Annotated in this window: 24 protein-coding genes; 15 read left to right on the forward strand and 9 right to left on the reverse strand. The window is 56.4% G+C overall.

Annotated elements, in window-relative coordinates:
- Positions 1 to 57: 57 nt before the first annotated feature.
- Complete coding sequence (lepA, locus tag AC2FNU_RS14305; RefSeq protein ID WP_496789595.1) at positions 58 to 1,857, forward strand: translation elongation factor 4; 1,800 nt, start codon at positions 58 to 60, stop codon at positions 1,855 to 1,857.
- A gap of 113 nt (positions 1,858 to 1,970) precedes the next feature.
- The gene (locus AC2FNU_RS14310) at positions 1,971 to 3,230 is read left to right on the forward strand and encodes a hypothetical protein (protein WP_496789598.1); all 1,260 of its coding nucleotides are present in this window, start codon (positions 1,971 to 1,973) and stop codon (positions 3,228 to 3,230) included.
- 34 nt (positions 3,231 to 3,264) lie between these two features.
- Here AC2FNU_RS14310 and AC2FNU_RS14315 read toward each other — a convergent pair whose 3' ends face one another.
- Entirely contained in the window at positions 3,265 to 3,444 is a 180-nt protein-coding gene (locus AC2FNU_RS14315; protein WP_496789601.1) for a hypothetical protein, read from the reverse strand.
- Positions 3,445 to 3,575: 131 nt separating this feature from the next.
- Between AC2FNU_RS14315 and AC2FNU_RS14320 the strand changes: the two genes are divergently transcribed.
- The gene (locus AC2FNU_RS14320; RefSeq protein ID WP_496789604.1) at positions 3,576 to 3,896 is read left to right on the forward strand and encodes a hypothetical protein; all 321 of its coding nucleotides are present in this window, start codon (positions 3,576 to 3,578) and stop codon (positions 3,894 to 3,896) included.
- 28 nt (positions 3,897 to 3,924) lie between these two features.
- On the opposite strand, the gene AC2FNU_RS14325 is transcribed toward AC2FNU_RS14320, so the two are convergent.
- On the reverse strand, positions 3,925 to 4,575 hold the full coding sequence (locus AC2FNU_RS14325; protein ID WP_496789607.1) for a hypothetical protein: 651 nt from the start codon (positions 4,573 to 4,575) through the stop codon (positions 3,925 to 3,927).
- A 331-nt stretch (positions 4,576 to 4,906) separates the two neighbouring features.
- Between AC2FNU_RS14325 and AC2FNU_RS14330 the strand changes: the two genes are divergently transcribed.
- Positions 4,907 to 5,359 carry a hypothetical protein gene (locus AC2FNU_RS14330; protein ID WP_496789611.1) on the forward strand — a complete coding sequence of 151 codons (453 nt, stop codon included), beginning with the start codon at positions 4,907 to 4,909 and terminating at the stop codon, positions 5,357 to 5,359.
- A gap of 1,013 nt (positions 5,360 to 6,372) precedes the next feature.
- Here the strand turns inward: AC2FNU_RS14330 and AC2FNU_RS14335 are convergent.
- Entirely contained in the window at positions 6,373 to 6,510 is a 138-nt protein-coding gene (locus AC2FNU_RS14335) for an entericidin A/B family lipoprotein (protein ID WP_171094020.1), read from the reverse strand.
- A gap of 61 nt (positions 6,511 to 6,571) precedes the next feature.
- Entirely contained in the window at positions 6,572 to 6,913 is a 342-nt protein-coding gene (locus AC2FNU_RS14340; RefSeq protein ID WP_496789617.1) for an ArsR/SmtB family transcription factor, read from the reverse strand.
- 368 nt (positions 6,914 to 7,281) lie between these two features.
- Between AC2FNU_RS14340 and AC2FNU_RS14345 the strand changes: the two genes are divergently transcribed.
- The 6 genes from AC2FNU_RS14345 to AC2FNU_RS14370 all read left to right on the forward strand — a co-directional run bounded on the left by AC2FNU_RS14345 (position 7,282) and on the right by AC2FNU_RS14370 (position 11,133).
- A complete protein-coding gene (locus AC2FNU_RS14345; protein ID WP_170530866.1) occupies positions 7,282 to 7,914 on the forward strand; it encodes an ATP-dependent Clp protease proteolytic subunit in 633 nt (210 codons plus the stop codon).
- 131 nt (positions 7,915 to 8,045) lie between these two features.
- Positions 8,046 to 9,314 carry an ATP-dependent Clp protease ATP-binding subunit ClpX gene (gene clpX, locus AC2FNU_RS14350; RefSeq protein WP_171094016.1) on the forward strand — a complete coding sequence of 423 codons (1,269 nt, stop codon included), beginning with the start codon at positions 8,046 to 8,048 and terminating at the stop codon, positions 9,312 to 9,314.
- A gap of 163 nt (positions 9,315 to 9,477) precedes the next feature.
- Complete coding sequence (locus tag AC2FNU_RS14355; protein WP_496789626.1) at positions 9,478 to 9,840, forward strand: RidA family protein; 363 nt, start codon at positions 9,478 to 9,480, stop codon at positions 9,838 to 9,840.
- Positions 9,841 to 9,920: 80 nt separating this feature from the next.
- Complete coding sequence (locus tag AC2FNU_RS14360; protein WP_171094011.1) at positions 9,921 to 10,304, forward strand: NADH:ubiquinone oxidoreductase subunit NDUFA12; 384 nt, start codon at positions 9,921 to 9,923, stop codon at positions 10,302 to 10,304.
- Positions 10,305 to 10,315: 11 nt separating this feature from the next.
- Positions 10,316 to 10,768 carry an outer membrane lipid asymmetry maintenance protein MlaD gene (mlaD, locus tag AC2FNU_RS14365; RefSeq protein WP_496789631.1) on the forward strand — a complete coding sequence of 151 codons (453 nt, stop codon included), beginning with the start codon at positions 10,316 to 10,318 and terminating at the stop codon, positions 10,766 to 10,768.
- Positions 10,765 to 11,133: a DUF2155 domain-containing protein gene (locus AC2FNU_RS14370; RefSeq protein WP_496789636.1), complete on the forward strand. Its 369-nt coding sequence runs from the start codon at positions 10,765 to 10,767 to the stop codon at positions 11,131 to 11,133. The genes mlaD and AC2FNU_RS14370 overlap by 4 nt, the downstream gene beginning before the upstream one ends.
- Here AC2FNU_RS14370 and aat read toward each other — a convergent pair.
- The 4 genes from aat to AC2FNU_RS14390 all read right to left on the reverse strand — a co-directional run bounded on the left by aat (position 11,088) and on the right by AC2FNU_RS14390 (position 14,315).
- On the reverse strand, positions 11,088 to 11,720 hold the full coding sequence (aat, locus tag AC2FNU_RS14375; RefSeq protein WP_496789639.1) for a leucyl/phenylalanyl-tRNA--protein transferase: 633 nt from the start codon (positions 11,718 to 11,720) through the stop codon (positions 11,088 to 11,090). The two genes, AC2FNU_RS14370 and aat, sit on opposite strands and share 46 nt — an antisense overlap.
- Positions 11,721 to 11,771: 51 nt before the next feature.
- A complete protein-coding gene (accC, locus tag AC2FNU_RS14380) occupies positions 11,772 to 13,118 on the reverse strand; it encodes an acetyl-CoA carboxylase biotin carboxylase subunit (protein WP_496789643.1) in 1,347 nt (448 codons plus the stop codon).
- Between the two features lie 9 nt (positions 13,119 to 13,127).
- On the reverse strand, positions 13,128 to 13,628 hold the full coding sequence (gene accB, locus AC2FNU_RS14385) for an acetyl-CoA carboxylase biotin carboxyl carrier protein (protein WP_496789648.1): 501 nt from the start codon (positions 13,626 to 13,628) through the stop codon (positions 13,128 to 13,130).
- Between the two features lie 150 nt (positions 13,629 to 13,778).
- Positions 13,779 to 14,315 carry a LuxR C-terminal-related transcriptional regulator gene (locus AC2FNU_RS14390; protein ID WP_152457352.1) on the reverse strand — a complete coding sequence of 179 codons (537 nt, stop codon included), beginning with the start codon at positions 14,313 to 14,315 and terminating at the stop codon, positions 13,779 to 13,781.
- A gap of 212 nt (positions 14,316 to 14,527) precedes the next feature.
- Between AC2FNU_RS14390 and AC2FNU_RS14395 the strand changes: the two genes are divergently transcribed.
- The 5 genes from AC2FNU_RS14395 (at position 14,528) to AC2FNU_RS14415 (ending at position 20,442) form a co-directional block, all read left to right on the forward strand.
- Positions 14,528 to 15,820: a helix-turn-helix domain-containing protein gene (locus AC2FNU_RS14395; protein WP_496789652.1), complete on the forward strand. Its 1,293-nt coding sequence runs from the start codon at positions 14,528 to 14,530 to the stop codon at positions 15,818 to 15,820.
- Positions 15,821 to 15,897: 77 nt separating this feature from the next.
- Positions 15,898 to 16,278 carry a response regulator transcription factor gene (locus AC2FNU_RS14400; RefSeq protein WP_496789656.1) on the forward strand — a complete coding sequence of 127 codons (381 nt, stop codon included), beginning with the start codon at positions 15,898 to 15,900 and terminating at the stop codon, positions 16,276 to 16,278.
- Positions 16,278 to 16,583, forward strand: a complete 306-nt coding sequence (locus AC2FNU_RS14405) for a hypothetical protein (RefSeq protein ID WP_496789659.1) — start codon at positions 16,278 to 16,280, stop codon at positions 16,581 to 16,583. The genes AC2FNU_RS14400 and AC2FNU_RS14405 overlap by 1 nt, the downstream gene beginning before the upstream one ends.
- Positions 16,583 to 19,261 (forward strand): ATP-binding protein, encoded by a 2,679-nt coding sequence (locus AC2FNU_RS14410; RefSeq protein ID WP_496789664.1) that lies wholly within the window; start codon positions 16,583 to 16,585, stop codon positions 19,259 to 19,261. Before AC2FNU_RS14405 ends, AC2FNU_RS14410 begins: the two co-directional genes overlap by 1 nt.
- 77 nt (positions 19,262 to 19,338) lie before the next feature.
- On the forward strand, positions 19,339 to 20,442 hold the full coding sequence (locus AC2FNU_RS14415; RefSeq protein WP_496789669.1) for a FliM/FliN family flagellar motor C-terminal domain-containing protein: 1,104 nt from the start codon (positions 19,339 to 19,341) through the stop codon (positions 20,440 to 20,442).
- A gap of 10 nt (positions 20,443 to 20,452) precedes the next feature.
- Here the strand turns inward: AC2FNU_RS14415 and AC2FNU_RS14420 are convergent, their stop codons facing one another.
- Positions 20,453 to 20,884, reverse strand: a complete 432-nt coding sequence (locus AC2FNU_RS14420; RefSeq protein WP_496789673.1) for a protein tyrosine phosphatase family protein — start codon at positions 20,882 to 20,884, stop codon at positions 20,453 to 20,455.
- Between the last annotated feature and the right edge of the window lies 1 nt (position 20,885).

A 20,885-nucleotide genomic window follows, 5' to 3' on the forward strand; every position in this document is an offset into this window, starting at 1 on the left:
CAAAACTCGACGCGTTTCTATTGACCAACCCACGATTCCTCTACATATCCCCAACCCATGACTGACCTCGCTCATATCCGCAATTTCTCCATCGTCGCGCATATCGACCATGGCAAATCCACCCTTGCTGACCGGCTCATCCAAGAGACCGGAACGGTCAAGGATCGCGACATGAAGGAACAGCTGCTCGACAGCATGGATATTGAGCGCGAACGCGGTATCACAATCAAGGCCAACACGGTTCGCATCGACTATACGGCGGATGACGGCGAGCACTATGTGCTGAACCTGATCGACACCCCCGGCCACGTGGATTTTGCCTATGAGGTCTCACGGTCCATGCGTGCGGTCGAGGGATCGCTGCTGGTTGTGGACTCGACCCAAGGGGTCGAGGCGCAGACGCTGGCCAACGTGTATCAGGCCATTGATGCCGACCACGAAATCGTACCGGTGCTGAACAAGATCGACCTGCCTGCCTCCGACTGCGACCGCGTGGCCGAACAGATCGAAGACGTGATCGGCATTGACGCGACCGACGCCATTCAGGTCAGCGCCAAGACGGGGCAGGGCATCCACGAAACGCTGGAAGCCATCGTGAAACAGCTGCCCGCACCGCAGGGCAATCTGGACGCGCCGCTCAAGGCGATGCTGGTGGATTCATGGTACGACGCTTATTTGGGCGTGATCGTTCTGGTCCGCATCATGGACGGTACATTGAAAAAGGGGATGCGGGTCAAGTTCATGTCGAACAACACCCTGCACCATGTGGACCGTGTGGGAGTCTTCCGGCCCGAGATGGAGATGGTCGACAGCCTCGGCCCCGGTGAGATCGGTTTTCTGACCGCATCCATCAAACAGGTCCGCGACACCCGCGTCGGTGACACTATCACCAATGACCGCAACGGGACTGAGGACGCACTGGACGGGTTCAAACCCGCGCAGCCGGTGGTGTTCTGTGGCCTGTTTCCTGTGGACTCGGCCGAATTTGAAGACCTGCGCGACGCCATCGACAAGCTGGCCCTGAACGACGCCAGCTTCAGCTTTGAAATGGAAACCTCGGCCGCGCTGGGCTTTGGCTTCCGCTGCGGCTTTCTGGGCCTGTTGCACCTTGAGGTCATCCGCGACCGCATTGAACGCGAATATGATATCGAGCTTATCACAACCGCGCCGTCGGTGATCTATCACGTCTACATGAAAGACGGCGAGATGATCGAGCTGCACAACCCCGCCGACATGCCCGACCCGTCCAAGGTCGACCATATCGAGGAACCGCGTATCAAGGCGACCATTCTGGTGCCTGACGAGTACCTCGGCGATGTGCTGAAACTGTGTCAGGACCGCCGGGGCATCCAACTGGACCTGACCTATGCGGGCAGCCGCGCCATGGTCGTCTATGACCTGCCGCTGAACGAGGTTGTCTTTGACTTCTACGACCGCCTGAAATCGGTGACCAAGGGCTATGCCTCGTTCGACTACCAGATGACCGGCTACACGCAGGATAATCTGGTCAAGATGTCGGTGCTGGTGAATGACGAACCGGTCGATGCGCTGTCAACCATGGTCCACCGCGACCGGGCCGAGATGCGGGGCCGGGCGATGTGCGAAAAGCTCAAAGACCTGATCCCGCGCCACATGTTCAAAATCCCGATCCAGGCCGCCATCGGAGGCAAGGTCATCGCCCGCGAGACCCTCTCGGCGCTGCGCAAGGACGTGACCGCCAAATGCTACGGAGGCGATGCGACGCGGAAACGCAAACTGCTGGACAAGCAGAAGGCGGGTAAGAAGAAGATGCGCCAGTTCGGGAAGGTGGATATCCCGCAGGAGGCGTTCATCTCAGCGTTGAAGATGGATAGTTGAGGCTGTTTTGAGCTGTTTTAGGGAAACCGTATTGAGGCGTTTTTTGATTTGGTTTCTCTATCTTTTAAAATTCAAACTTGGGTCGCAAACCCCAAATCTCTGAAAGTTAACTAATGGAAGACTTCAAAATTGATTGGAGCAAAGAAGGTTCAGATCTTCTCCAAGAAATCATTCGTTGGCGAAAAACCACAATATTGAGAAACGTGACTGCGCTCGATAAGCTGAACGAGCAATTAGTCGAGCAAGATATTTTCAATCATAAGGACTTCAAGAAAGTTCGATTTAGAGTGGGCACTCAAAAGGAGTGGGGTGACAAAACCGGTGTCTCTCAGGCGACTATCGGGAATTATGAGCGCAGCGAAACTTATCCAAATAAAAATACCCGACTGAGGCTTGTTGGCGCAATTAGGTTTTTCAGGGACCGTGAAGCTACAAAGCTCCAAGGTAAACGAAACTTGGATGTAGAGCTGGATGCAGTAGAAGCCAAGAAAACTGCCGATAATTCGATTTTGGATGCTGCACTTACAGATTTTAGATTTGATGCAGAAGAACAAAGAGTAGTCGCGGTACCATTCAATCTAGATGTAGTTGAAGCCGAAATCGAGGAGATTGAGCAAGACAAAAAGGACCTGTTGGAGAGTTTAGGCTCTCAAGCTGAAGACCTCGCTCTTTCTTTGGAAAAAGGTGCAAACGCAAACGTTTCGCGTATGGTCGAAGCATTAAAGTATTACGCTAAAGAAACAGAGAAAAAGCGCCCCAACCCCCGAAAACTGTTTCGTCTAGGAACTAACATTTTCAGGGCTTCTTCAAACGACGACATTGTTTTTGGAGTAAACGATTGGGATCGTCAATCGCTCGATGGTTTTGCGGCGGATCACAATGAACTAATGCGTCTTCATTACAAAGAAGCGTTGGCTAAAGCTCAAAAAGTAGATGCCGCTCATGTCCCGGACGACGCGGACTTGCCGAGTGGAAAAGAGTTTCAGGAAGTTGCGCAAGTTATTGAAAATGCAAAGGATAGCGATGGGCAAACGCTCTTTGATAGCGATATTTCTACTCTCCTGAAAGATATCGGCCGCGAGATCGAAGAGCAAGCGGAAGCGGAAATACTGACCAGCGATCCAGAACGGAAGAAAGCTTTGCGCCGCAGGCGTGTAGAAGCAATCAAAAATGGCTCAATAATGCTTGGTCGCTTTCTGTTTGTTACTAGTTTCTTTATTGCCGTCGATCCTGCAGTTGCATTGGGTACCGCGGGAAGCGTGGCGTCAATTCTTGGTTTGGTGGAATCCAGTAGTCCCGGGATTGTAAAAAAATACTACGAAAAAATAAGAGCCGCCCTCCCGTTTCTCCCGAGATTGCCCGGGTCTAAGTAAATTGTTTCATAATGATATTGACCAGAGTTCTGGACTAAAATGTGAACATTTGCCCGGCGGCACCGCCGGGATGCGCCGATCCGCGCCCATGGGGCGGCGCGTTTGCGCCTCCCATCGGGCCGGCGCTGCCCTGAGTTCTGCTGATCAAACGAGTTTCAATCGCTGTAGGGCGGGCTTCAGCCCGCCACTCACCTGACCCAACGCCGATGTGCATGGATCGGATTGGTTTGATGGCGGGCTGAAGCCCGCCCTACGGATGATTTGGATGGGTGTGACCAACCTCACAGCCCCAAACCCGCCCACCTGCTACACTTGACCTAACGGCAACCTCGGCAGGAGGCCCAGATGTCCACATCCATGATCCCCCTCATCGCCCTTGGGTCGGCGGGTCTTTATTCCGTGGCCATGATCTCGATGAAGTTCTGGTGGAAGATCCCCGGTGTGGGTCTGACCCTTCTGATCGTCGCGACATTGCTGGCCGCCGCAACGCTGGAACTCGCTGCCCTGCGTGAGGAGCGGTTGGGCATCATCTATACGGGTATTCTGGGGGCCGAGGTCATTCTGATCGCCGTCGCCTCATTCTTTCTGTTTGGCGAGAACTTCTCATACCGCGAAGTTGCGGGGATCGCTCTGGTTCTGATCGGCACGGCGCTGGCCTGGGCCTGACGCGCTCTGTTCGCTCAGGCCAAATACCTTATCCGCGCGGCTCCAGATGCAGCCATTGCATCGGAAACCCGCGCCCTTCCGAGATGATCGGCCATTTGAAATCATCCCCCAGCTTGAGGATTTTATCCATCTCTGACGTGTCGCGAACGCTGCCGTCCACATAAGTGACCTGAAAATACTGACCGCAAAAATCTTCGATGGCCCTCAGCTTGGCTGGGCCGTTCTCGACCATCTGAGGATGCAGTTCGATCAGGAATTCCGACTGGCGATACTGGGTCAGGAAGTCTTCGGTCAGCAGGCTGAATTCCACGCCCTCGATGTCGATCAGAAAGAAAATGTCACCAGGTTCGGGGGCAACGCTTGCGATATTCTCGGCGGTGTTATCCAGCGCGTCGCCAAATACGGTCACGCGGTCGCCGACACCGTTATGCTCGGCTGTCTCGCGGATGACCTCACGGCCCTTGGCCGATACCTCAAAGCACACGCTTTTCTCAAAGTTTCCGGTCGAGACGAGGCCAACGCCCCAAAAGCCATCGGCCGCGCCAATATCCACCAGCACGGATTTTTCCGAGTTGCTCAGAATGCCAAGATTCTGCTGCTCATAAAGGCCAAAGATCTTTGTGGCGGTATCAGAGTGCCCGCCCCAAAAGGCGTTTTCGGTAAAGCGAAAGCCTTTCATCGGCCCGCACAGCACTTCAGAGCCGCTTTGTTCCAGCACAAACTGCGAAAACTCACTTCGGAAGCGCCGAACTGCACTTTTGAAGGCGCGATGGTGTCGTTTGGGAAAGTGCATTTGGGCCTTTTTGCTTTTTCCTGCCGGGCTGGCCGGGTGTATCGAACCCAGTCTTTAAGTTGAGTTGATTGCCGTGGGAAGGAAAAAGGCGAGTTTTCAGTATGTGTTGATTGGTTCCCGCGCCCCGTAACCTGAACGGTTTGTGAAGTTTACTTTAGGTAAGTTGTAACCGCCACGCGCCCTCCCAATCTGTTCGGCAGACAGAAGGAGAGAGCCTATGACCAGATACATGACTGCCGGAGCAGCCGCTTTGGCCACGACCCTCACCCTTGGAACAGCGGCAATGGCAGATAACACACCAGACCTGCGTGGTACCTGGGCCGCCACTCAGTCCACCGTGTCGCCTTCGAATTCAGGCACCAGCGATTTGCCTCGTTTCAATCAGTCGGAATGGGTGCTCGACATACAGGCTCAGCAGGACAACGTTTTCTGGGGTCCCAGCATGTGGCGGCGTAATGCCATGGATGACTGGACGCTGTATGAGGCCACCGGCTCAATCAGTCTGGACGGTTCGGGGAAGATCGGAATCGTCGAAAGCTCGAACGAACCGGATATTGGAGTGAACGCGCTGATTGATGCGCGGTACGAAGATGGGAGGATCTATGCGGATTTCCGTAGCCTGCGGACCGGGACGACGTACAGCACCGTTCTGGAACGACAGGTGAACTGAAGCGGTTCCGACCCGGTCGGACCGTAGGGGGTTTGGACCGCCGCCTCGCCGTGGACACGGCACAGTGGCCGGTCGTCGGCCGGGTCGGACCGCTTCTCAGTACTGAAACCATCATACGCGACAAGTGCTTTCACACGGTCCAAGGCGGTCTCGGGGTGCTGGCAATTGAAATGGTGCGGCGAAATATCGGGCTGTTCGGCTTAACGATTCGATAATTTAGGGCTCTGACAGGTGACTAAACGCGGCAGTTTTCACCTAAAGGGCCGTGCGGCTCTGTTTGCACTTGCAGCATTGTCTGAAAAAAGGGCGATCGCGTGACGTTTGGTCAAGCATCCGTTCAACCCTGCACGGTGTCGCGCTTTCTCGGATTATCCACAGAAATGTCCCGCCGGATATCAACACTTTATCCCCGTCTATTTTTCATGCTGCAGTGCTATTTTCTTGCCGGGCGCGGACGGGAATGCAACTGTGCATACATCGCCTAGGGTCCTCGGAACCGAAGGCGGTAAGCAAAGGTCCAGAGGTTTGGAGAGGTTGAGAGAATCTTAGGATTGTCTTGGATCTTCAAAGACTTACCGTTAAGGTCAGTTGTGATCGGGCGATGAGCCCGCGCCAGTTGACTATCCTCTTTGACGACCGATGCAAGCTGCGTGACCCTTAGGGGTTGCAGCAGTGGTCACAGCCCCCAAAAGGGGCTGAGGCAAAAGGATCGGAGCGTTCCTTGGGGCGCATCGACCCGGTAAGGCGTCAGGCGTATCCGAAAGGGTACTCGCAAAGACAACGTCTTCGCACCTGACGCCTTTTCCTTTGCCGGTTTAAGGTTTTATACAGGCTACCACTCACCCCCAGATGAACGGGAACGGGGCTCTTTCGCGCGTGCAAAAGAGCCCCGATTTTGTGTTTAGAAAAAAGCCGCTTTGAGGCTGCGCAACCGTGGCGCGTGCTTTTGCGTCAGGCGCAGTAATCCGTCTTTTGCGAAAAAGATCGTTGCACTGCGCAAGGCCAACGAACGCTTACAGGTTCTCCTGCACGTCTGTCGCAGCGTCCTGGATGGCGTCCCCGGCCTTTTCAATGTCTTTGCCCGCACCTTTTGCAGTCTCGCAGGCGGTAAGGGCAAACAGGCTCAGGCCAATAAGAATTACACGGATCATAATCGTCTCCTTCGTGCTCGATGGCGTTTCGGTAGCAGTTTCCCGCCAATGAAACCAGCCGTTAGGAGGCGTCTTCGCCACAGAACAGTTCGTAGATAACTTCGAGCATCCGCTGGGGACGGTCGTCTGCCAATCGATAGTAAATCGCTTTTCCTTCCCGTCGTGGGATGACCAAACCTTCCAGGCGCAGACGTGACAACTGCTGGGACACGGCGGCTTGCCGAGCGGACAAAAGCTCTTCCAATTCTGTTACGGACTTCTCGCCTGACACCAGGTGACACAAGATCATCAAGCGCCCTTCGTGGCTGATTGCCTTTAGAAAATTGGACGCACGAGTGGCGTTTTCGACCATGCGGTCAAAGTCTTCAGGGGTCATGTCCCGTGATAGTTGGGGAAGTGCCATTGATCTTGTTCCTTGCCAACCCATTCTTAAAGTTACGTTATCATATCACAACGCGTTGATGCCGTGTTACAGCTACGTACATGTTTCGGGCATTTTGCACTATATGTATAAATCAAAATACCGTGATGAGTGAACGGGAAACCGAAGCTCTCTTTCCCCGTCGACCACGACCGTAGGGTGGAGGTTGCACATTTTCGACCATTCCGGAGTGTGAACGACGTGGCCTACTCTGCGCAGATTTGTTCACACCCCACTTTCCTGCATCGTTCTCACTTGCCCCCCTTGCAGCCCCCCCGAGCCGACACTAAGACTCGGGTAATACTTGTTGGGGTAGTGTCCCGATCCATAGCAAAGCAGGCAGGTTCAGAATGTTCGATCCCGTAGATACTTACATGAATACGCTCGTTCCCATGGTCGTCGAGCAGACCAGCCGGGGCGAACGCGCTTACGATATTTTCTCGCGTCTGCTGAAAGAGCGGATCATCTTCATCAACGGCCCAATTCACGATGGTATGAGCCATCTGGTCGTTGCGCAGCTGTTGCATCTGGAGGCCGAGAACCCGAATAAGGAAATCTCGATCTACATCAATTCTCCTGGTGGTGTGGTGACAAGCGGTTTGTCGATTTACGATACAATGCAGTACATTAAGCCGAAATGTTCCACATTGGTGATCGGTCAGGCAGCTTCGATGGGTTCGGTTCTGCTGGCTGGTGGTGAGAAAGGGATGCGGTTTTCGCTGCCCAACAGCCGGATCATGGTTCACCAGCCCAGCGGTGGTTATCAGGGTCAGGCAAGCGACATCATGATCCATGCGGCCGAAACGCAAAAGCTGAAGGATCGCCTGTATGACATCTATGTGCGTCATACCGGGCAGACCAAAAAGGCGGTTGAAAAGGCGCTGGACCGTGACAATTTCATGAGCCCGGAAGAAGCGAAAGACTGGGGCCACATCGATGAAATCGTCGAAAACCGTGCGAAAATGGACACGGAAGAGGCTTAAGATCAGTACTCCGCGCCATCGGCGCGGGGGTCATTTTGAGATTGTAGCCGCCAGAGTGCTGGCCTAAGCTGCACAAACAGGCGTAAGCGCATCCCTGCCGGGGTGCTGGGACGAGGCCCGAAAGGTAGATCATGGCGACGAATTCAGGCGGCGACGGGAAGAACACGCTCTACTGCAGTTTCTGCGGGAAAAGCCAGCATGAGGTGCGAAAACTGATCGCGGGCCCGACCGTGTTCATCTGTGACGAATGTGTCGAGCTATGCATGGACATCATCCGTGAAGAGACCAAGGCCAGCGGGCTGAAGTCGTCTGATGGTGTCCCCACGCCCAAAGACATTTGCGAGGTTCTGGACGACTACGTGATCGGGCAGGCAACCGCCAAGCGCGTTCTCTCCGTTGCGGTGCACAATCACTACAAACGTCTGAACCATGCTCAGAAAGCCGGCAGCGACATTGAACTGGCAAAGTCCAACATCCTGCTGATTGGCCCGACTGGGTGCGGTAAGACCCTTCTGGCACAGACACTGGCCCGTATCTTGGACGTGCCATTCACCATGGCCGATGCAACCACGCTGACCGAAGCGGGCTATGTGGGCGAAGATGTTGAAAACATCATCCTCAAGTTGCTTCAGGCCAGCGAGTACAACGTCGAACGCGCGCAGCGCGGCATCGTCTATATCGACGAGGTCGACAAGATCACGCGCAAGTCCGAGAACCCGTCAATCACACGGGATGTTTCGGGCGAGGGCGTGCAGCAAGCCTTGCTGAAACTGATGGAAGGCACCGTGGCCAGTGTTCCGCCGCAAGGTGGACGCAAACATCCGCAGCAGGAATTTCTGCAAGTGGATACGACCAACATTCTGTTCATCTGCGGCGGCGCCTTTGCCGGTCTGGACAAGATCATCGCGCAGCGCGGCAAAGGGTCGGCCATGGGTTTCGGTGCGGATGTGCGTGACAATGACGACCGTGGCGTAGGCGAGATTTTCAAGGATCTTGAGCCTGAAGATTTGCTGAAATTCGGCCTGATCCCCGAGTTTGTGGGACGTTTGCCGGTTCTGGCAACGTTGGAAGATCTGGACGAAGACGCATTGGTCACGATCCTGACCAAGCCCAAGAACGCTTTGGTCAAGCAGTATCAGCGCCTGTTCGAATTGGAAGATGTCGAACTCGACTTCACGGACGATGCTCTGAAATCTATCGCCAAGAAGGCGATCGAGCGCAAAACCGGTGCACGAGGCTTGCGGTCGATCCTGGAAGACATTCTGCTGGATACCATGTTCGAACTGCCGGGCATGAAGAACGTCAGTGAAGTTGTCGTGAACGAAGAGGCGGTCTCGTCCGAGTCACAACCATTGTTCATCTACGCTGACGCTGCGCCGGAATCGGCATCAGCAGGTTAAATGCCCGTTCGCGGCCATTGGGTTTGACAAGACAGTAGGGGGCTCTGCCCCCGCTGTCGTATGGGAAGCGTCCCCAAGACTGTTGCAGCCTTTGAATTGGCGATTGCCTTTTCGTTGTTGGTTGCAGCGGTCAGCGGTTCTCTATCAATAACGAGGAAGCAGCATGGCGATTCAACGGATCTCATCCGGTGGTGAATTTGAAGCGAAAGTTGGATACTGTCGTGCGGTTGTCGCGGGCGGCTGGGTCCACGTGGCCGGAACAGTCGGGCAGGGTGAAGATGTTGTCGCGCAGTGCCGTTCCGCGTTGAGCATCATTGAAACGGCTCTGCAAAAGGCCGGTGCAGGATTCAAGGATGTGGTCCGGGTGACATACATGTTGCCGGATCGTACAGAGTTTGAACCGTGCTGGCCGATCCTGGCAGAGACCTTCGGCGCAAATCCTCCGGCTGCGACAATGATTGAATGTGGGCTGATCGATCCGAAATACAGGATCGAGATTGAAGTGACCGCGTTTTTGCCGGAGTGACGCATGCGGGCCCAGGGGCACTGGACCTTGGCGAGCCTTTGGTCCATACCTTTTCTCGACCGAAAAGCCGGAGGCACCCGATGGGAATCCTGAACAGTCTTTTGCGAGCCGTGACCTGGTGGAACGGGTCCACTCTGAACACGCAGATTTATACTTCGCGAAAAGGCGTCAAAGTAGGCGAAGACAATGAAGGCAATGTGTTTTATCGCACGGCGGATGACAGCAAACGCTGGGTAATCTTCAACGGTGAGGCTGAAGCCAGCCGAGTTGACCCCGAATGGCACGGCTGGTTGCATCGTACCTGGGATGAACCCCCGACAGATAAGCCTTTGCCGCATAAGTCCTGGGAAAAGCCGCATCAGGAAAACCTGACCGGCACTGCTATGGCTTATGCGCCTGCAGGTTCGCTGCGTCGGGCCGAACCGGTCGAACGCAAGGATTATGAGGCCTGGAGCCCGGAATAAGCGAGGCGAAGATGTCGAGCCATAATTGGACCGAAGTAGTTGTCGGTGGCGTCGTGTTGGCCGGCGCGCTGGCATTTGGCGTTTACGCCAGCCAATCGACGGGCTTGTCGCAGGGTGCGGCCGGGTATGAGCTTGGTGCGTCGTTCAGGTCGCTGGAAGGGGTCGGTGTTGGCACGGATGTCCGTCTTGCAGGCGTCAAGATTGGAACTGTGACCGGTGTCACGTTGAACCCCGATACCTATCGTGCAGACACGACCTTCACCATTGCCGACGGCATTCTGGTGCCGGATGACAGCGCCATTGTGATTTCGTCCGAAGGACTGCTGGGTGGCAATTTCGTCGAAGTGATGCCCGGCGGGTCGCCTTTCTATTTCGAAGCCGGAGACGAGATCGAGGATACGCAAGGCGCGGTCAGCCTGATCTCTTTGCTGGTCAAGTTTGTGGCCGGAGACGCCAGCGAATGATCCGCGCTGTTTTGATTGCCCTTCTTATGGTCGGGACCAGTGCTGTTGCTCAGCAAAAGGTCCAGTCCGGTCCGGGGGCCATGTTGCGCGGGCTGGACAAAGTCAGCGGTCAAACCGTCGATGTTGAAATGCAAAGCGGTGAGACCGAAGCTGTGTTCGGTTTGGATGTTGCGCTGGGGGATTGCCGCTATCCGGTTGATAACCCGACGGGTGACGCGTTTGCCTATCTGACGATTTGGGAAACCGGGAAAGCTGATCAGTTGTTTGACGGTTGGATGATTGCGACATCCCCTGCTTTGAACGCGCTGGACCATGCGCGTTATGATGTCTGGGTGATCCGCTGTATCACGCCCGCTGCGGACTGATGGATTGATGTTGTGAAATCAGCGCTGAGATTCAGAGCCTCTTCAAGTTCTCTTTTGTAAGCGCTGCGTGGAATTTCGATGGCACCCAATGAGGCCAGATGCGCGGTCAGAAACTGCGTATCGAACAGGTGGAATCCGGTTTGTCGCAGGCGGTCCACAAGATAGGCCAGGGCGATTTTCGACGTATCCGTGCGGCGTGAGAACATGCTTTCCCCAAAGAATGCCGCCCCCAAGGTGACACCATAGACACCGCCCACAAGCGCGGCCCCGTCCCAGACTTCGAGAGAATGAGCATGGCCTGTCTGATGCAATTGGCGGTACAGATCGTGCAGTTCAGCGTTGATCCAGGTGTCGGCCCGGTCAGCACAGCCATCCACGACGCCTGAAAAGTCCTGATTGATCGTGATTTCGAACCCGCAATTGCGGATGCGGCGTGAAAGACTACGCGAGACGTGGAACCCGTCCAACGGAAACACGCCGCGAAACTTTGGATCGACCCAGAACAGCTCGGGATCATCGCGATGTTCGGCCATCGGAAAAATGCCGATGGAGTACCCGTGCAGCAGAAGTTCGGCAGATAGACTCATCTGGGATATGCAGGAACCGGAAGACGAGTGCCCTCCGGTTCCTGGAGGTTACTATTCCATATTCTCCGCAAGCCAGCGCTCCAGCCAGTGGATGTTGTAGTCGCCGCTGTGCAGGTCGGGCTCTTGCAGCAAGGCGTGGAACAGAGGGACTGTGGTATCGATGCCGTCCACGATCAACTCTCCCAACGCGCGTTCCAGACGCGCCAGCGCTTCGGCCCGGTCGCGGCCCTGCACGATCAGTTTGGCGATCAGCGAGTCATAGTATGGTGGGATCGAGTAGCCATCATAGAGCGCTGAATCCATCCGAACGCCCAACCCGCCCGGCGCGTGATATGCGGTAATTTTACCCGGGCAAGGCGAGAAATTCGGCAGCTTTTCGGCGTTGATCCGAACCTCAATGGCGTGGCCGTTGATTTCCAGATCGTCTTGCCCAAATGACATAGGTTCGCCTGCGGCCACGCGGATTTGCTCGCGCACCAGATCGACGCCAAAGATGCCTTCTGTTACCGGATGCTCCACCTGAAGGCGGGTGTTCATTTCGATGAAATAGAACTCGCCATTCTCATAGAGGAACTCGATGGTGCCCGCGCCGATATAGTTGATCTTGGCCACGGCGTCGGCACAGATCTTGCCGATCCTTGCGCGCTCTTCGGGCGTAATGCAGGGGCCTGGGGCCTCTTCAAACACTTTCTGGTGCCGGCGCTGCAACGAGCAGTCGCGTTCACCCAGATGCACGGCATTACCCTTGCCATCGCCAAAGACCTGAATTTCGATGTGGCGCGGCGTGGTCAGGTATTTCTCGATATAGACCTCGTCATTGCCAAAGGCGGCTTTGCCTTCTGCACGCGCGGTCATGAAAGCGCTTTCCATCTCATCGGCGTTCATTGCGACCTTCATGCCGCGACCGCCGCCACCTGCTGTAGCCTTGATGATGACGGGATAGCCGAATTCCTCACCGATGCGCTTGGCGTCTTCCAATGTGGGAACGCCACCGTCGGATCCGGGCACGCAGGGAACACCCAGTGCTTTCATCGTGTCCTTAGCGGTGATCTTGTCGCCCATCACACGGATATGCTCGGCGGTGGGGCCGATAAAGGTGATGTCGTGGTCTTCAACGATCTGCACGAATTCGGCATTCTCGGACAAGAAGCCATAGCCGGGGTGGATCGCCTGAGCACCAGTGATCTCGCACGCCGAAATGATGGCGGGCACGGACAGATAGCTTTGCGGGCTGGGAGGAGGGCCAATGCAGACCGATTCGTCCGCCATACGCACATGCATCGCGTCGCTGTCGGCGGTGGAATGGACGGCGACCGTCTTTATCCCCATCTCGCGGGCGGCGCGGATGACGCGCAGGGCGATCTCGCCTCGGTTGGCAATCAGGATCTTATCGAACATGGGCCTGCCTTACTCGATGATGACCAGAGGAGTGCCGAATTCCACAGCGTCGCCATCACCGACCAGAATGCGTTTGATCGTGCCCGATTTTGGGGCGTGGATGTGGTTCATTGTTTTCATCGCTTCGACGATCAGCAGCGTGTCGCCTTCCGAGACCGCAGCGCCAACGGAGATGAATGCAGGCGCGCCGGGCTCAGGCTGCATATAGACCGTTCCAACCATGGGTGAGGTGACGGCACCGGGATGGCTGGCCGGGTCTTCCTGTGCCGCCGAGGCTTCGGCTGCGGCAGGGGCGGCCGCAGGAGCGGCAACTGGAGCAGGGGCTGCGGCGGGCACCGCGACCTGAACCGGAGCGGCAACGGCCTGTGTCATACGGCTGACGCGCACGTTCAGGCTGTCTTCTTCGCCGTATTCGCGTTTGACCTGCAATTCGGTCAGGTCGTTTTCGCGCAGCAATTCAGCCAGAGCCTTGATGAATGCCACATCCGCTTCGTGTTTGGTATCTGTCATGAGTGTCCTCGACGGTTCCCCTTTGGCCCGTCTGTTTTTGCGGGCTCTGATCAAATTACGCAGCGTTATAGGCCAAGCAGCGGTGCATGAAAAGCGCCGACTCGCACCATCACGAACTGGTTTGCCGCTTAAATTAAAGGGTCAGTCGGCCTACAAGGGCATCCCCGACAGCTTCGCGACCAGTTCAGACAGTTTTCGTGCGCCAAACTTTTCAAGCAAGCGGGCGCGATAGGCTTCGATCGTGCGATAGCTTAGCCCCAATTCTGCGCCGATTTCCTTGGCCGACAAACCGCGGCACGACAAAATGGCCACTTCGCGTTCACGTACCGTCAATTCAACCAAAGGTCGCTCTTCTGAGATATCCGAAAAACTCCAGATGCCGTGCCGAAACGGGTCATCGGGGGTCAATGATCGACCGCGCGCGCGACACCAGAACAGATCGCCATTGCGCCGTCTCATGACGCGTTCGTCAGTGTAATAGCCGGTGTCGCGCATGACCTGCAGGCTGCGCTCTCCGATCCGTTCCCAATCGGCGACCGAAGGATAGAGGTGCAGCAGTGGCATGTTGCGATAGTCAGCTTCTTCTCCGCCAAACGTGCGCGCGAATTGCAGATTGCAGCGCCGGATAATCCGGTTTTCAAGCTCTACAAGGCCGATGGGAGCATATTCGAAGGCAGGGTCGCTCATGCAGGTATCGTGCCGGGAAACAGCGCGGAAGAGAAGGGGTGAAGCGACTTATCGTGCGATGGCGATCTGCAATACCTGCGCGATCATCTTGGCGCTGGTGTCAAGATTGTAAATACATTCTGAAAATTCTGAACTAAGCTTTGGAAATATATATTATGTTTCGAAAATAAATTCCGGAAACTCGGCTTGACCTTGGCCAGGAGGATACAGACATGCGTGGCACTCTGACGGGAAGCCGTATCCGAGAGAGGCGGCAGATTGCCGGGCTCAGGCAGGCGGAGTTGGCTCGATTGGCAGGGATTTCGGCCTCATACCTGAACCTGATCGAACACAATCGGCGTCGGATCGGGGGCAAGTTGCTGGTGGATATCGCGGCAGCTTTGTCGGTAGAGCCTTCGGTGCTGACAAAGGGGATCGAGGCCACCTTGGTATCGGCCTTGCGCGAAGCAGCAGATGATGCGGTTGGTCAGACGGCCGAGTTGGACGGTCTGGAAGAGTTCGCCGGGCGTTTCCCAGGCTGGGCAGGGGTACTGGCACAGATGCATCGTCGTGTCGTCTCACTGGAACGCAATGTTGAAATGCTGTCTGATCGACTGACGCATGATCCCCAGTTGGCGGCCTCGATGCACGAGGTCTTGTCGACCGCAGCCGCGATTCGGTCTACGGCCGCGATTCTTGCAGACACCAAAGATATCGAGGCTGAATGGCGCGAGAGGTTTCACAAGAACCTGCACCAGGATGCCGAACGGTTGGCAGGCAGTTCCAAGGCGTTGGTGACGTTTCTGGACGAAAGCGACACCGCTGTCGACCCGCGCGGTGTACCTTTGGAAGAGGTCGAAGCGTTCTTTCAGGCCCATAACTTTGCTTTCCCGGAATTGGAGGGTGGAGGTGAGGTCGATACCGTTGATCTGAGCGAGCTTAACACTGCGGCGGCCCGGGCCGTTGCGCGTGATATGTTGAAAACACTCCGCGCTGACGCGCGCGCCATGCCAATGGATGCGGTTGCTTCGTTTGTTCAAGACGCTGCCCCGGATCCGATTGACCTTGCGCGTCATTTTTCCGTGGACATGGCAACGGTCCTTAGACGCTTGGCGTATTTGCCCGAAAGTGTTGTGTCTGGCCCGATAGGCTTGGTGCTGTGCGATGCGTCCGGCAGCATCTTGTTTCTCAAGCCGATTCCGGGATTTGTGATGCCAAGACACGGCGAAGCTTGCCCTCTTTGGCCGGTTTTCACAGCTTTGAACCGCCCCCTGGTGCCGGTGCGCAAGCGCGTTGTGCAGACCGGACGGACCTCGGCCACATTCGAGTGTTTCGCTTACGCCTGGCCGAATTCGCTGGCAGGATACGATCAGGATCCGGCCTATCGATCCGTCATGTTGGTGCGTCCCGAGCCGGAGACGGCTTTCGAAACAGCAGTTACCGAGGTTGGACCGAACTGCCGTGTCTGTCCGCGAAATGATTGCTCCGCCCGCCGCGAGCCGTCGATTTTAAGCGAAGGTTTTTGACACTTTCCTGACAGAACGCTTAATCTGGCTAAGACCGGCCAAGGGATGGGCGACCGGTCTTGGGAGGAACTGAAAATATGAGCCGTAAGGTTCTGTTGATCGAGGACGAGCCGAATATCGCCGAGGCAATCCGGTTCCTGCTGACCCGCGAGGGTTGGCAGGTTGAGATTCATGGCGACGGTACCGACGCGCTTCAGGTAATTCAGGGTGCACAGCCCGATCTGGTCATTCTGGACGTCATGCTGCCGGGCAAAAGCGGCATGGATATTCTGCGTGATCTCAGAGAGATGGAAGAGCTGTCTGGCCTTCCCGTGCTGATGCTGACGGCGCGCGGACAGTCGCGCGACCGGGAAATGGCGGAAAATGCCGGCGTCAGCCGATTTATGACGAAACCGTTTTCCAACGCCGAAGTGCTGACGGCTGTGCGTGATCTTCATGCACAGGCGACGCGATTATAATGTCAGGCGAGAGCGACAAAGATCAGCCGCCGGGCGCACGACCTTCGGTTTTTCTGGAACGTCAAAGTTACCGCCGTCGCAGGTTGACGGACGCTGCCCGGCTGCTGCCTTTTCTAGGAGCGCTTTTGTTCGCACTGCCGCTTCTGTGGCCAGATCGATCCAGCGGAGATGCCGCTGTGCCACTGTCCTCGGCGATCTTTTACGTCTTCGTCTGCTGGGGCGCACTGATCGTGATCAGTCTGATCTTTGGCTTTGTTGCACGCCGTTTACCCACGCCCGAGGATCAAGACACAGGGGTTGAATGATGACCACCGTGAACGTTCTGATTCTCGTTTGTTTGGGCTACGTCGTATTTCTGTTTGCTGTGGCCTTCGCGGCAGATCGCATGGCGGCGGCTGGGCGCGGGAAATGGTTGCGCTCTCCCCTAATCTATACGCTGTCGCTGTCGATCTATTGCACCGCCTGGACGTTCTACGGTGCCGTGGGCAATGCCGCGCGGTCGGGGTTAGAGTTTGTCACCATCTACCTCGGTCCGACGCTCGTTATGGTCAGCTGGTGGTGGGGGTTGCGCAAACTTGTGCGTGTGGGGCGCAGTCAAAGGGTGACCTCGATCGCGGACCTGCTGTCGTCGCGCTATGGCAAGTCAAACACACTGGCGGTCTGCGTCACCATTCTGGCGGTGTTGGGTGGAACACCTTACATCGCGCTGCAACTACAATCGATTACGCTGTCTTTCTCGATCTTTGCCGAGGCCGACCCGTCGGGCCTGTACCGCGAAGGTTCGAGTGTGTTTTGGGTTGCGGCAGGTTTGGCGATGTTTGCCATTCTCTTTGGCACGCGCAATCTGGACGTAAATGAGCGCCACCACGGGGTGGTCACGGCGATTGCGGTCGAAGCTGTCGTCAAACTGTTTGCACTCATCGCAGTCGGCGTTTTTGTCGTCTGGGGCATCGCGGGTGGTATCGCGCCCATGATGGAAAGGATCGACGCGTCGGAAATTGGACAGTGGAACGTCGATGCCGGGCGCTGGACGACATTCATTTTCTTGTCGGCGGCAGCCTTTATCTGCTTGCCACGCATGTTTCAGGTGATGGTGGTCGAGAATGACGACGAAAGCCATCTGAGAACCGCGGCCTGGGCATTCCCGCTCTACCTGCTGTTGATGAGCCTGTTTGTCGTCCCGATTGCCGTCGTGGGTCTGGACCTGCTGCCCGAAGGGGCCAATCCAGATTTGTTCGTGCTGACGGTGCCCCTGTCGCAGGGCAACGATTGGCTGGCGATGTTGTCCTTTATCGGTGGATTTTCATCTGCGACGTCAATGGTAATCGTGACCGCAATGGCGCTATCGACCATGGTGTCAAACCATGTCGTCATGCCTATCTGGCTGAACACACAGGAAGGCACGGGCTCGGTCTCGGGCGATGTTCGCAATATCGTTCTGATGGCCCGCCGCGTGTCTATCGCCGTTGTTATGGCGCTGGGCTATTTCTATTACCGGGCGTCGGGCGGCGGTGCAGCGCTGGCCTCGATCGGTTTGATCGCCTTTGCTGGGATTTCCCAGATCCTTCCTGCTTTGGTTGGTGGTCTTTTTTGGCGCGGGGCCACACGAACAGGCGCTCTTGTTGGGCTGACGGTTGGGTTTGTTCTTTGGATCTACACCCTGCTGTTGCCTGGAATGGGTGGGGCATCAATGCCCGAAAGCGTGCTGCAGAACGGGTTATTCGGAATTGGCTGGCTGCGTCCGCAGGCCCTGTTTGGGATCGAGGGGATCGATCCGATGGTCCATTCTGTGATGTGGTCGCTGCTGCTGAACACAATCGCGTTCTGCGTGGCCTCTTTGCTGAGTTTTCCCAGCCCGCTTGAGCGGCTGCAGGGCGCGCAGTTTGTCAATGTATTCGATCATTCGGTCGCTCCGCGCGGTTGGACGGGCTCGGTCGCGCAAAGCGAAGACCTGATGATCATGACGCAGCGCATTCTGGGCACTGGTCCCGCACAGGAGTTTTTTCAGGCCGAGGCCGAGAAGCAGGGCGGGCGGTCACAATTGCCGGAACCTACCCCCGGATTTCTGAGCCGTCTGGAACGCGAGTTGAGCGGGTCCGTTGGGACGGCCACGGCCCACGCAATGATCGGCCAGATCGTTGGCGGCGCGTCGGTGTCGGTTGAAGATCTGCTGGCTGTGGCGGATGAATCCGCGCAATTGCTGGAATACTCCAGCCAGCTTGAGGTGAAGTCTTCCGAGCTTAGCCGAACAGCGCGGCAACTGCGTGAGGCAAATTCCAAACTCACACAGGTGTCTGCGCAAAAGGACAACTTCCTTAGTCAGGTCAGTCATGAATTGCGGACGCCGATGACCTCGATCCGGGCGTTTTCCGAAATCATGCGCGACACCGAAGGTCTGAGCGGTGAGGAACAAACCCGATATGCCACGATCATCCACGACGAAGCGTTACGACTAACCCGCCTGCTGGATGATTTGTTGGATCTGAGTGTTTTGGAAAACGGTCAAGTCAACCTTAACATCAGCGATGATAGTTTGCGTTCGGTTCTGGATCGCGCCGTGTCCAGCGCATTGGCCGGGGCAGGCCGCAAGATAACTGTACGGCGCGCACGCGCTGCCGAGCGGATTGTCTTGCACACGGATTTAGACAGGTTGGGGCAGGTCTTCATAAACCTGATCTCAAACGCACAGAAGTACTGTGACGCGGTCGAACCGGTACTGACAATTTCAGCATATGACGTTGGCGGGCGGGTCATCATCGATTTCATCGACAACGGCAGTGGCATTCCACCCGGCGCGCGCTCGATGGTGTTCGAGAAATTTGCGCGCGTTGGTGTCGACAAGGCCGGTGGGGCAGGGCTTGGTCTGGCCATCTGCCGCGAGATCATGCAACGACTTGGGGGTGAGATCACCTATCTGCCGGGGCAGGGCGGCGCGGCATTTCGACTGAGCTTGCCTTTGGCTCATCGGCAAGCGGCGCAGTGAAGCGGTCATAAAGAACTTTGTAACGTTCGACGATGTAAACCTATTGCCAGTTGCTAGAACAATTGGTGATCGGCGTCATGTCAGAAACCGTCAATGCCGCTTTGGCACGAAAGCTGACCGTTGGTCAGAAAGACCTGGGTGACCGTCCGCGCTCGGTTCTGCGGGCGTTGCGCCTGGGGTTTGCGCGGGCCGCAAACGACCGCGTGAACCTGCCACTTGCTGTGATAGGGGCTAAGCAATCCAGCCGCTCTGCCGAGGATCTGGTCGACGCGATTGGCCCGGATTGGCTGTTGCTGGTGTTTGAGGGGCATGTGGGGCGTTTAGCGGCTTGCCTTGACCCGCATCTTGTGTCCGCCATCGTTCAAACCCAAACCATCGGAGAGGTCTTGCCGGATCATCCGGCCCCGCGGGGATTTACAGACACGGATGCCGCCATGTCTGCACCTCTGGTCGAAGCGGCTCTGACCCGATCCGCTGGCCTGATCGACCCGACAGCAGAGCAGGTTTGCCTTGACGGTCATGAGTATGCATCGCGCGCTGCGAACCTGCGGGAGCTGTCGCTGGCCCTGACAGACGAAGCGTATCGGGTGTTTGATCTGACCGTCGATTTGGCCAATGGGATACGGCAAGGGAATATCTCGGTCTTTGTGCCAGAATCCCCAACCGTGTCTGACATGGCTGAGGAGGACCCGGAGCACCCAGGTCCGCGACTTGAGCAATCCTCGGGTGTGGTGAAAGCCGACTTGAACGCGGCTTTGTGCCGGATGACCGTGCCGTTGTCTACGCTGACCGCTATGCAAATTGGCGACATTCTGCCCTTGAGAGGGGCGCGTTTAGACCGAACCGAGATCCTGACGATTGAACGCACGCGCGCAGGTTTTGGGCGGCTGGGCCAGTGCGGAGGGTTGCGAGCAGTTCGTTTGAACGAACATGCTGCGCTGCCAGCGCTAAGCGGAACTGAGGCCCATCAGTTTATCGAAAGCCGCGGAGGGGTCCATCCAGAGGACAGTTTGGATGAACCGATGGCCAACGTGGCAGAAATCACGCCCCCGGTGCCCATGACTGAGATAGGAGGTGGCCTATCAGAAGATCTGATCCTGGATGACTCTGAACGGATGGTGGCCGAAATCTCTCAACTGGCCGGGCTGAATACAACTGAACCAGAGCAGGGCGGCTCGTAACGCAGAGGGTTTAACCCAGTTTGCTGCGAAGACTGTCTAAAGCAGGGCGCAAATTTTCCAACTGATACCCCGCATTCGTCGTCGCGTTCAGGATTTCATCTGTACTCATTTGGTCGCATTGCCCCAAAGCCCAAACAACGGAACATCGCGTACCCGACGCACAGTAGGCCAAGACCGGTCCGCCACAGTTTTCGGCCATTTCGCGTTGCAGCTTCACGTTCTCGGGCGTCATCGTCTGATGGGTCAGCTCCAGCACCTCATATTCCATTCCCGCTGCACGCACGGCGTCACCGATTGCGTCGGACTGCATCACGGGCGGGACCTCGACATTGGGGCGGTTGCAGATCACCTTTACAAAGCCGGCGGCGGCTATTGCTGGTACATCTTCAACCGTGATCTGCGGGGATACGGCATAGCGGGGGGTGATTGGTCGAATCTCCATG

It is taken from the genome of Ruegeria sp. BHSB064, assembly GCF_059613205.1.

What these genes read in the sequence shown, in the direction of transcription:
- lepA (WP_496789595.1), top strand. Translation starts at nt 58, where the DNA reads ATGACTGACCTCGCTCATATCCGCAATTTCTCCATCGTCGCGCATATC.
- AC2FNU_RS14310 (WP_496789598.1), top strand. Translation starts at nt 1,971, where the DNA reads ATGGAAGACTTCAAAATTGATTGGAGCAAAGAAGGTTCAGATCTTCTC.
- AC2FNU_RS14315 (WP_496789601.1), bottom strand. Translation starts at nt 3,444, where the DNA reads ATGCACATCGGCGTTGGGTCAGGTGAGTGGCGGGCTGAAGCCCGCCCT.
- AC2FNU_RS14320 (WP_496789604.1), top strand. Translation starts at nt 3,576, where the DNA reads ATGTCCACATCCATGATCCCCCTCATCGCCCTTGGGTCGGCGGGTCTT.
- AC2FNU_RS14325 (WP_496789607.1), bottom strand. Translation starts at nt 4,575, where the DNA reads ATGAAAGGCTTTCGCTTTACCGAAAACGCCTTTTGGGGCGGGCACTCT.
- AC2FNU_RS14330 (WP_496789611.1), top strand. Translation starts at nt 4,907, where the DNA reads ATGACCAGATACATGACTGCCGGAGCAGCCGCTTTGGCCACGACCCTC.
- AC2FNU_RS14335 (WP_171094020.1), bottom strand. Translation starts at nt 6,510, where the DNA reads ATGATCCGTGTAATTCTTATTGGCCTGAGCCTGTTTGCCCTTACCGCC.
- AC2FNU_RS14340 (WP_496789617.1), bottom strand. Translation starts at nt 6,913, where the DNA reads ATGGCACTTCCCCAACTATCACGGGACATGACCCCTGAAGACTTTGAC.
- AC2FNU_RS14345 (WP_170530866.1), top strand. Translation starts at nt 7,282, where the DNA reads ATGTTCGATCCCGTAGATACTTACATGAATACGCTCGTTCCCATGGTC.
- clpX (WP_171094016.1), top strand. Translation starts at nt 8,046, where the DNA reads ATGGCGACGAATTCAGGCGGCGACGGGAAGAACACGCTCTACTGCAGT.
- AC2FNU_RS14355 (WP_496789626.1), top strand. Translation starts at nt 9,478, where the DNA reads ATGGCGATTCAACGGATCTCATCCGGTGGTGAATTTGAAGCGAAAGTT.
- AC2FNU_RS14360 (WP_171094011.1), top strand. Translation starts at nt 9,921, where the DNA reads ATGGGAATCCTGAACAGTCTTTTGCGAGCCGTGACCTGGTGGAACGGG.
- mlaD (WP_496789631.1), top strand. Translation starts at nt 10,316, where the DNA reads ATGTCGAGCCATAATTGGACCGAAGTAGTTGTCGGTGGCGTCGTGTTG.
- AC2FNU_RS14370 (WP_496789636.1), top strand. Translation starts at nt 10,765, where the DNA reads ATGATCCGCGCTGTTTTGATTGCCCTTCTTATGGTCGGGACCAGTGCT.
- aat (WP_496789639.1), bottom strand. Translation starts at nt 11,720, where the DNA reads ATGAGTCTATCTGCCGAACTTCTGCTGCACGGGTACTCCATCGGCATT.
- accC (WP_496789643.1), bottom strand. Translation starts at nt 13,118, where the DNA reads ATGTTCGATAAGATCCTGATTGCCAACCGAGGCGAGATCGCCCTGCGC.
- accB (WP_496789648.1), bottom strand. Translation starts at nt 13,628, where the DNA reads ATGACAGATACCAAACACGAAGCGGATGTGGCATTCATCAAGGCTCTG.
- AC2FNU_RS14390 (WP_152457352.1), bottom strand. Translation starts at nt 14,315, where the DNA reads ATGAGCGACCCTGCCTTCGAATATGCTCCCATCGGCCTTGTAGAGCTT.
- AC2FNU_RS14395 (WP_496789652.1), top strand. Translation starts at nt 14,528, where the DNA reads ATGCGTGGCACTCTGACGGGAAGCCGTATCCGAGAGAGGCGGCAGATT.
- AC2FNU_RS14400 (WP_496789656.1), top strand. Translation starts at nt 15,898, where the DNA reads ATGAGCCGTAAGGTTCTGTTGATCGAGGACGAGCCGAATATCGCCGAG.
- AC2FNU_RS14405 (WP_496789659.1), top strand. Translation starts at nt 16,278, where the DNA reads ATGTCAGGCGAGAGCGACAAAGATCAGCCGCCGGGCGCACGACCTTCG.
- AC2FNU_RS14410 (WP_496789664.1), top strand. Translation starts at nt 16,583, where the DNA reads ATGACCACCGTGAACGTTCTGATTCTCGTTTGTTTGGGCTACGTCGTA.
- AC2FNU_RS14415 (WP_496789669.1), top strand. Translation starts at nt 19,339, where the DNA reads ATGTCAGAAACCGTCAATGCCGCTTTGGCACGAAAGCTGACCGTTGGT.
- AC2FNU_RS14420 (WP_496789673.1), bottom strand. Translation starts at nt 20,884, where the DNA reads ATGGAGATTCGACCAATCACCCCCCGCTATGCCGTATCCCCGCAGATC.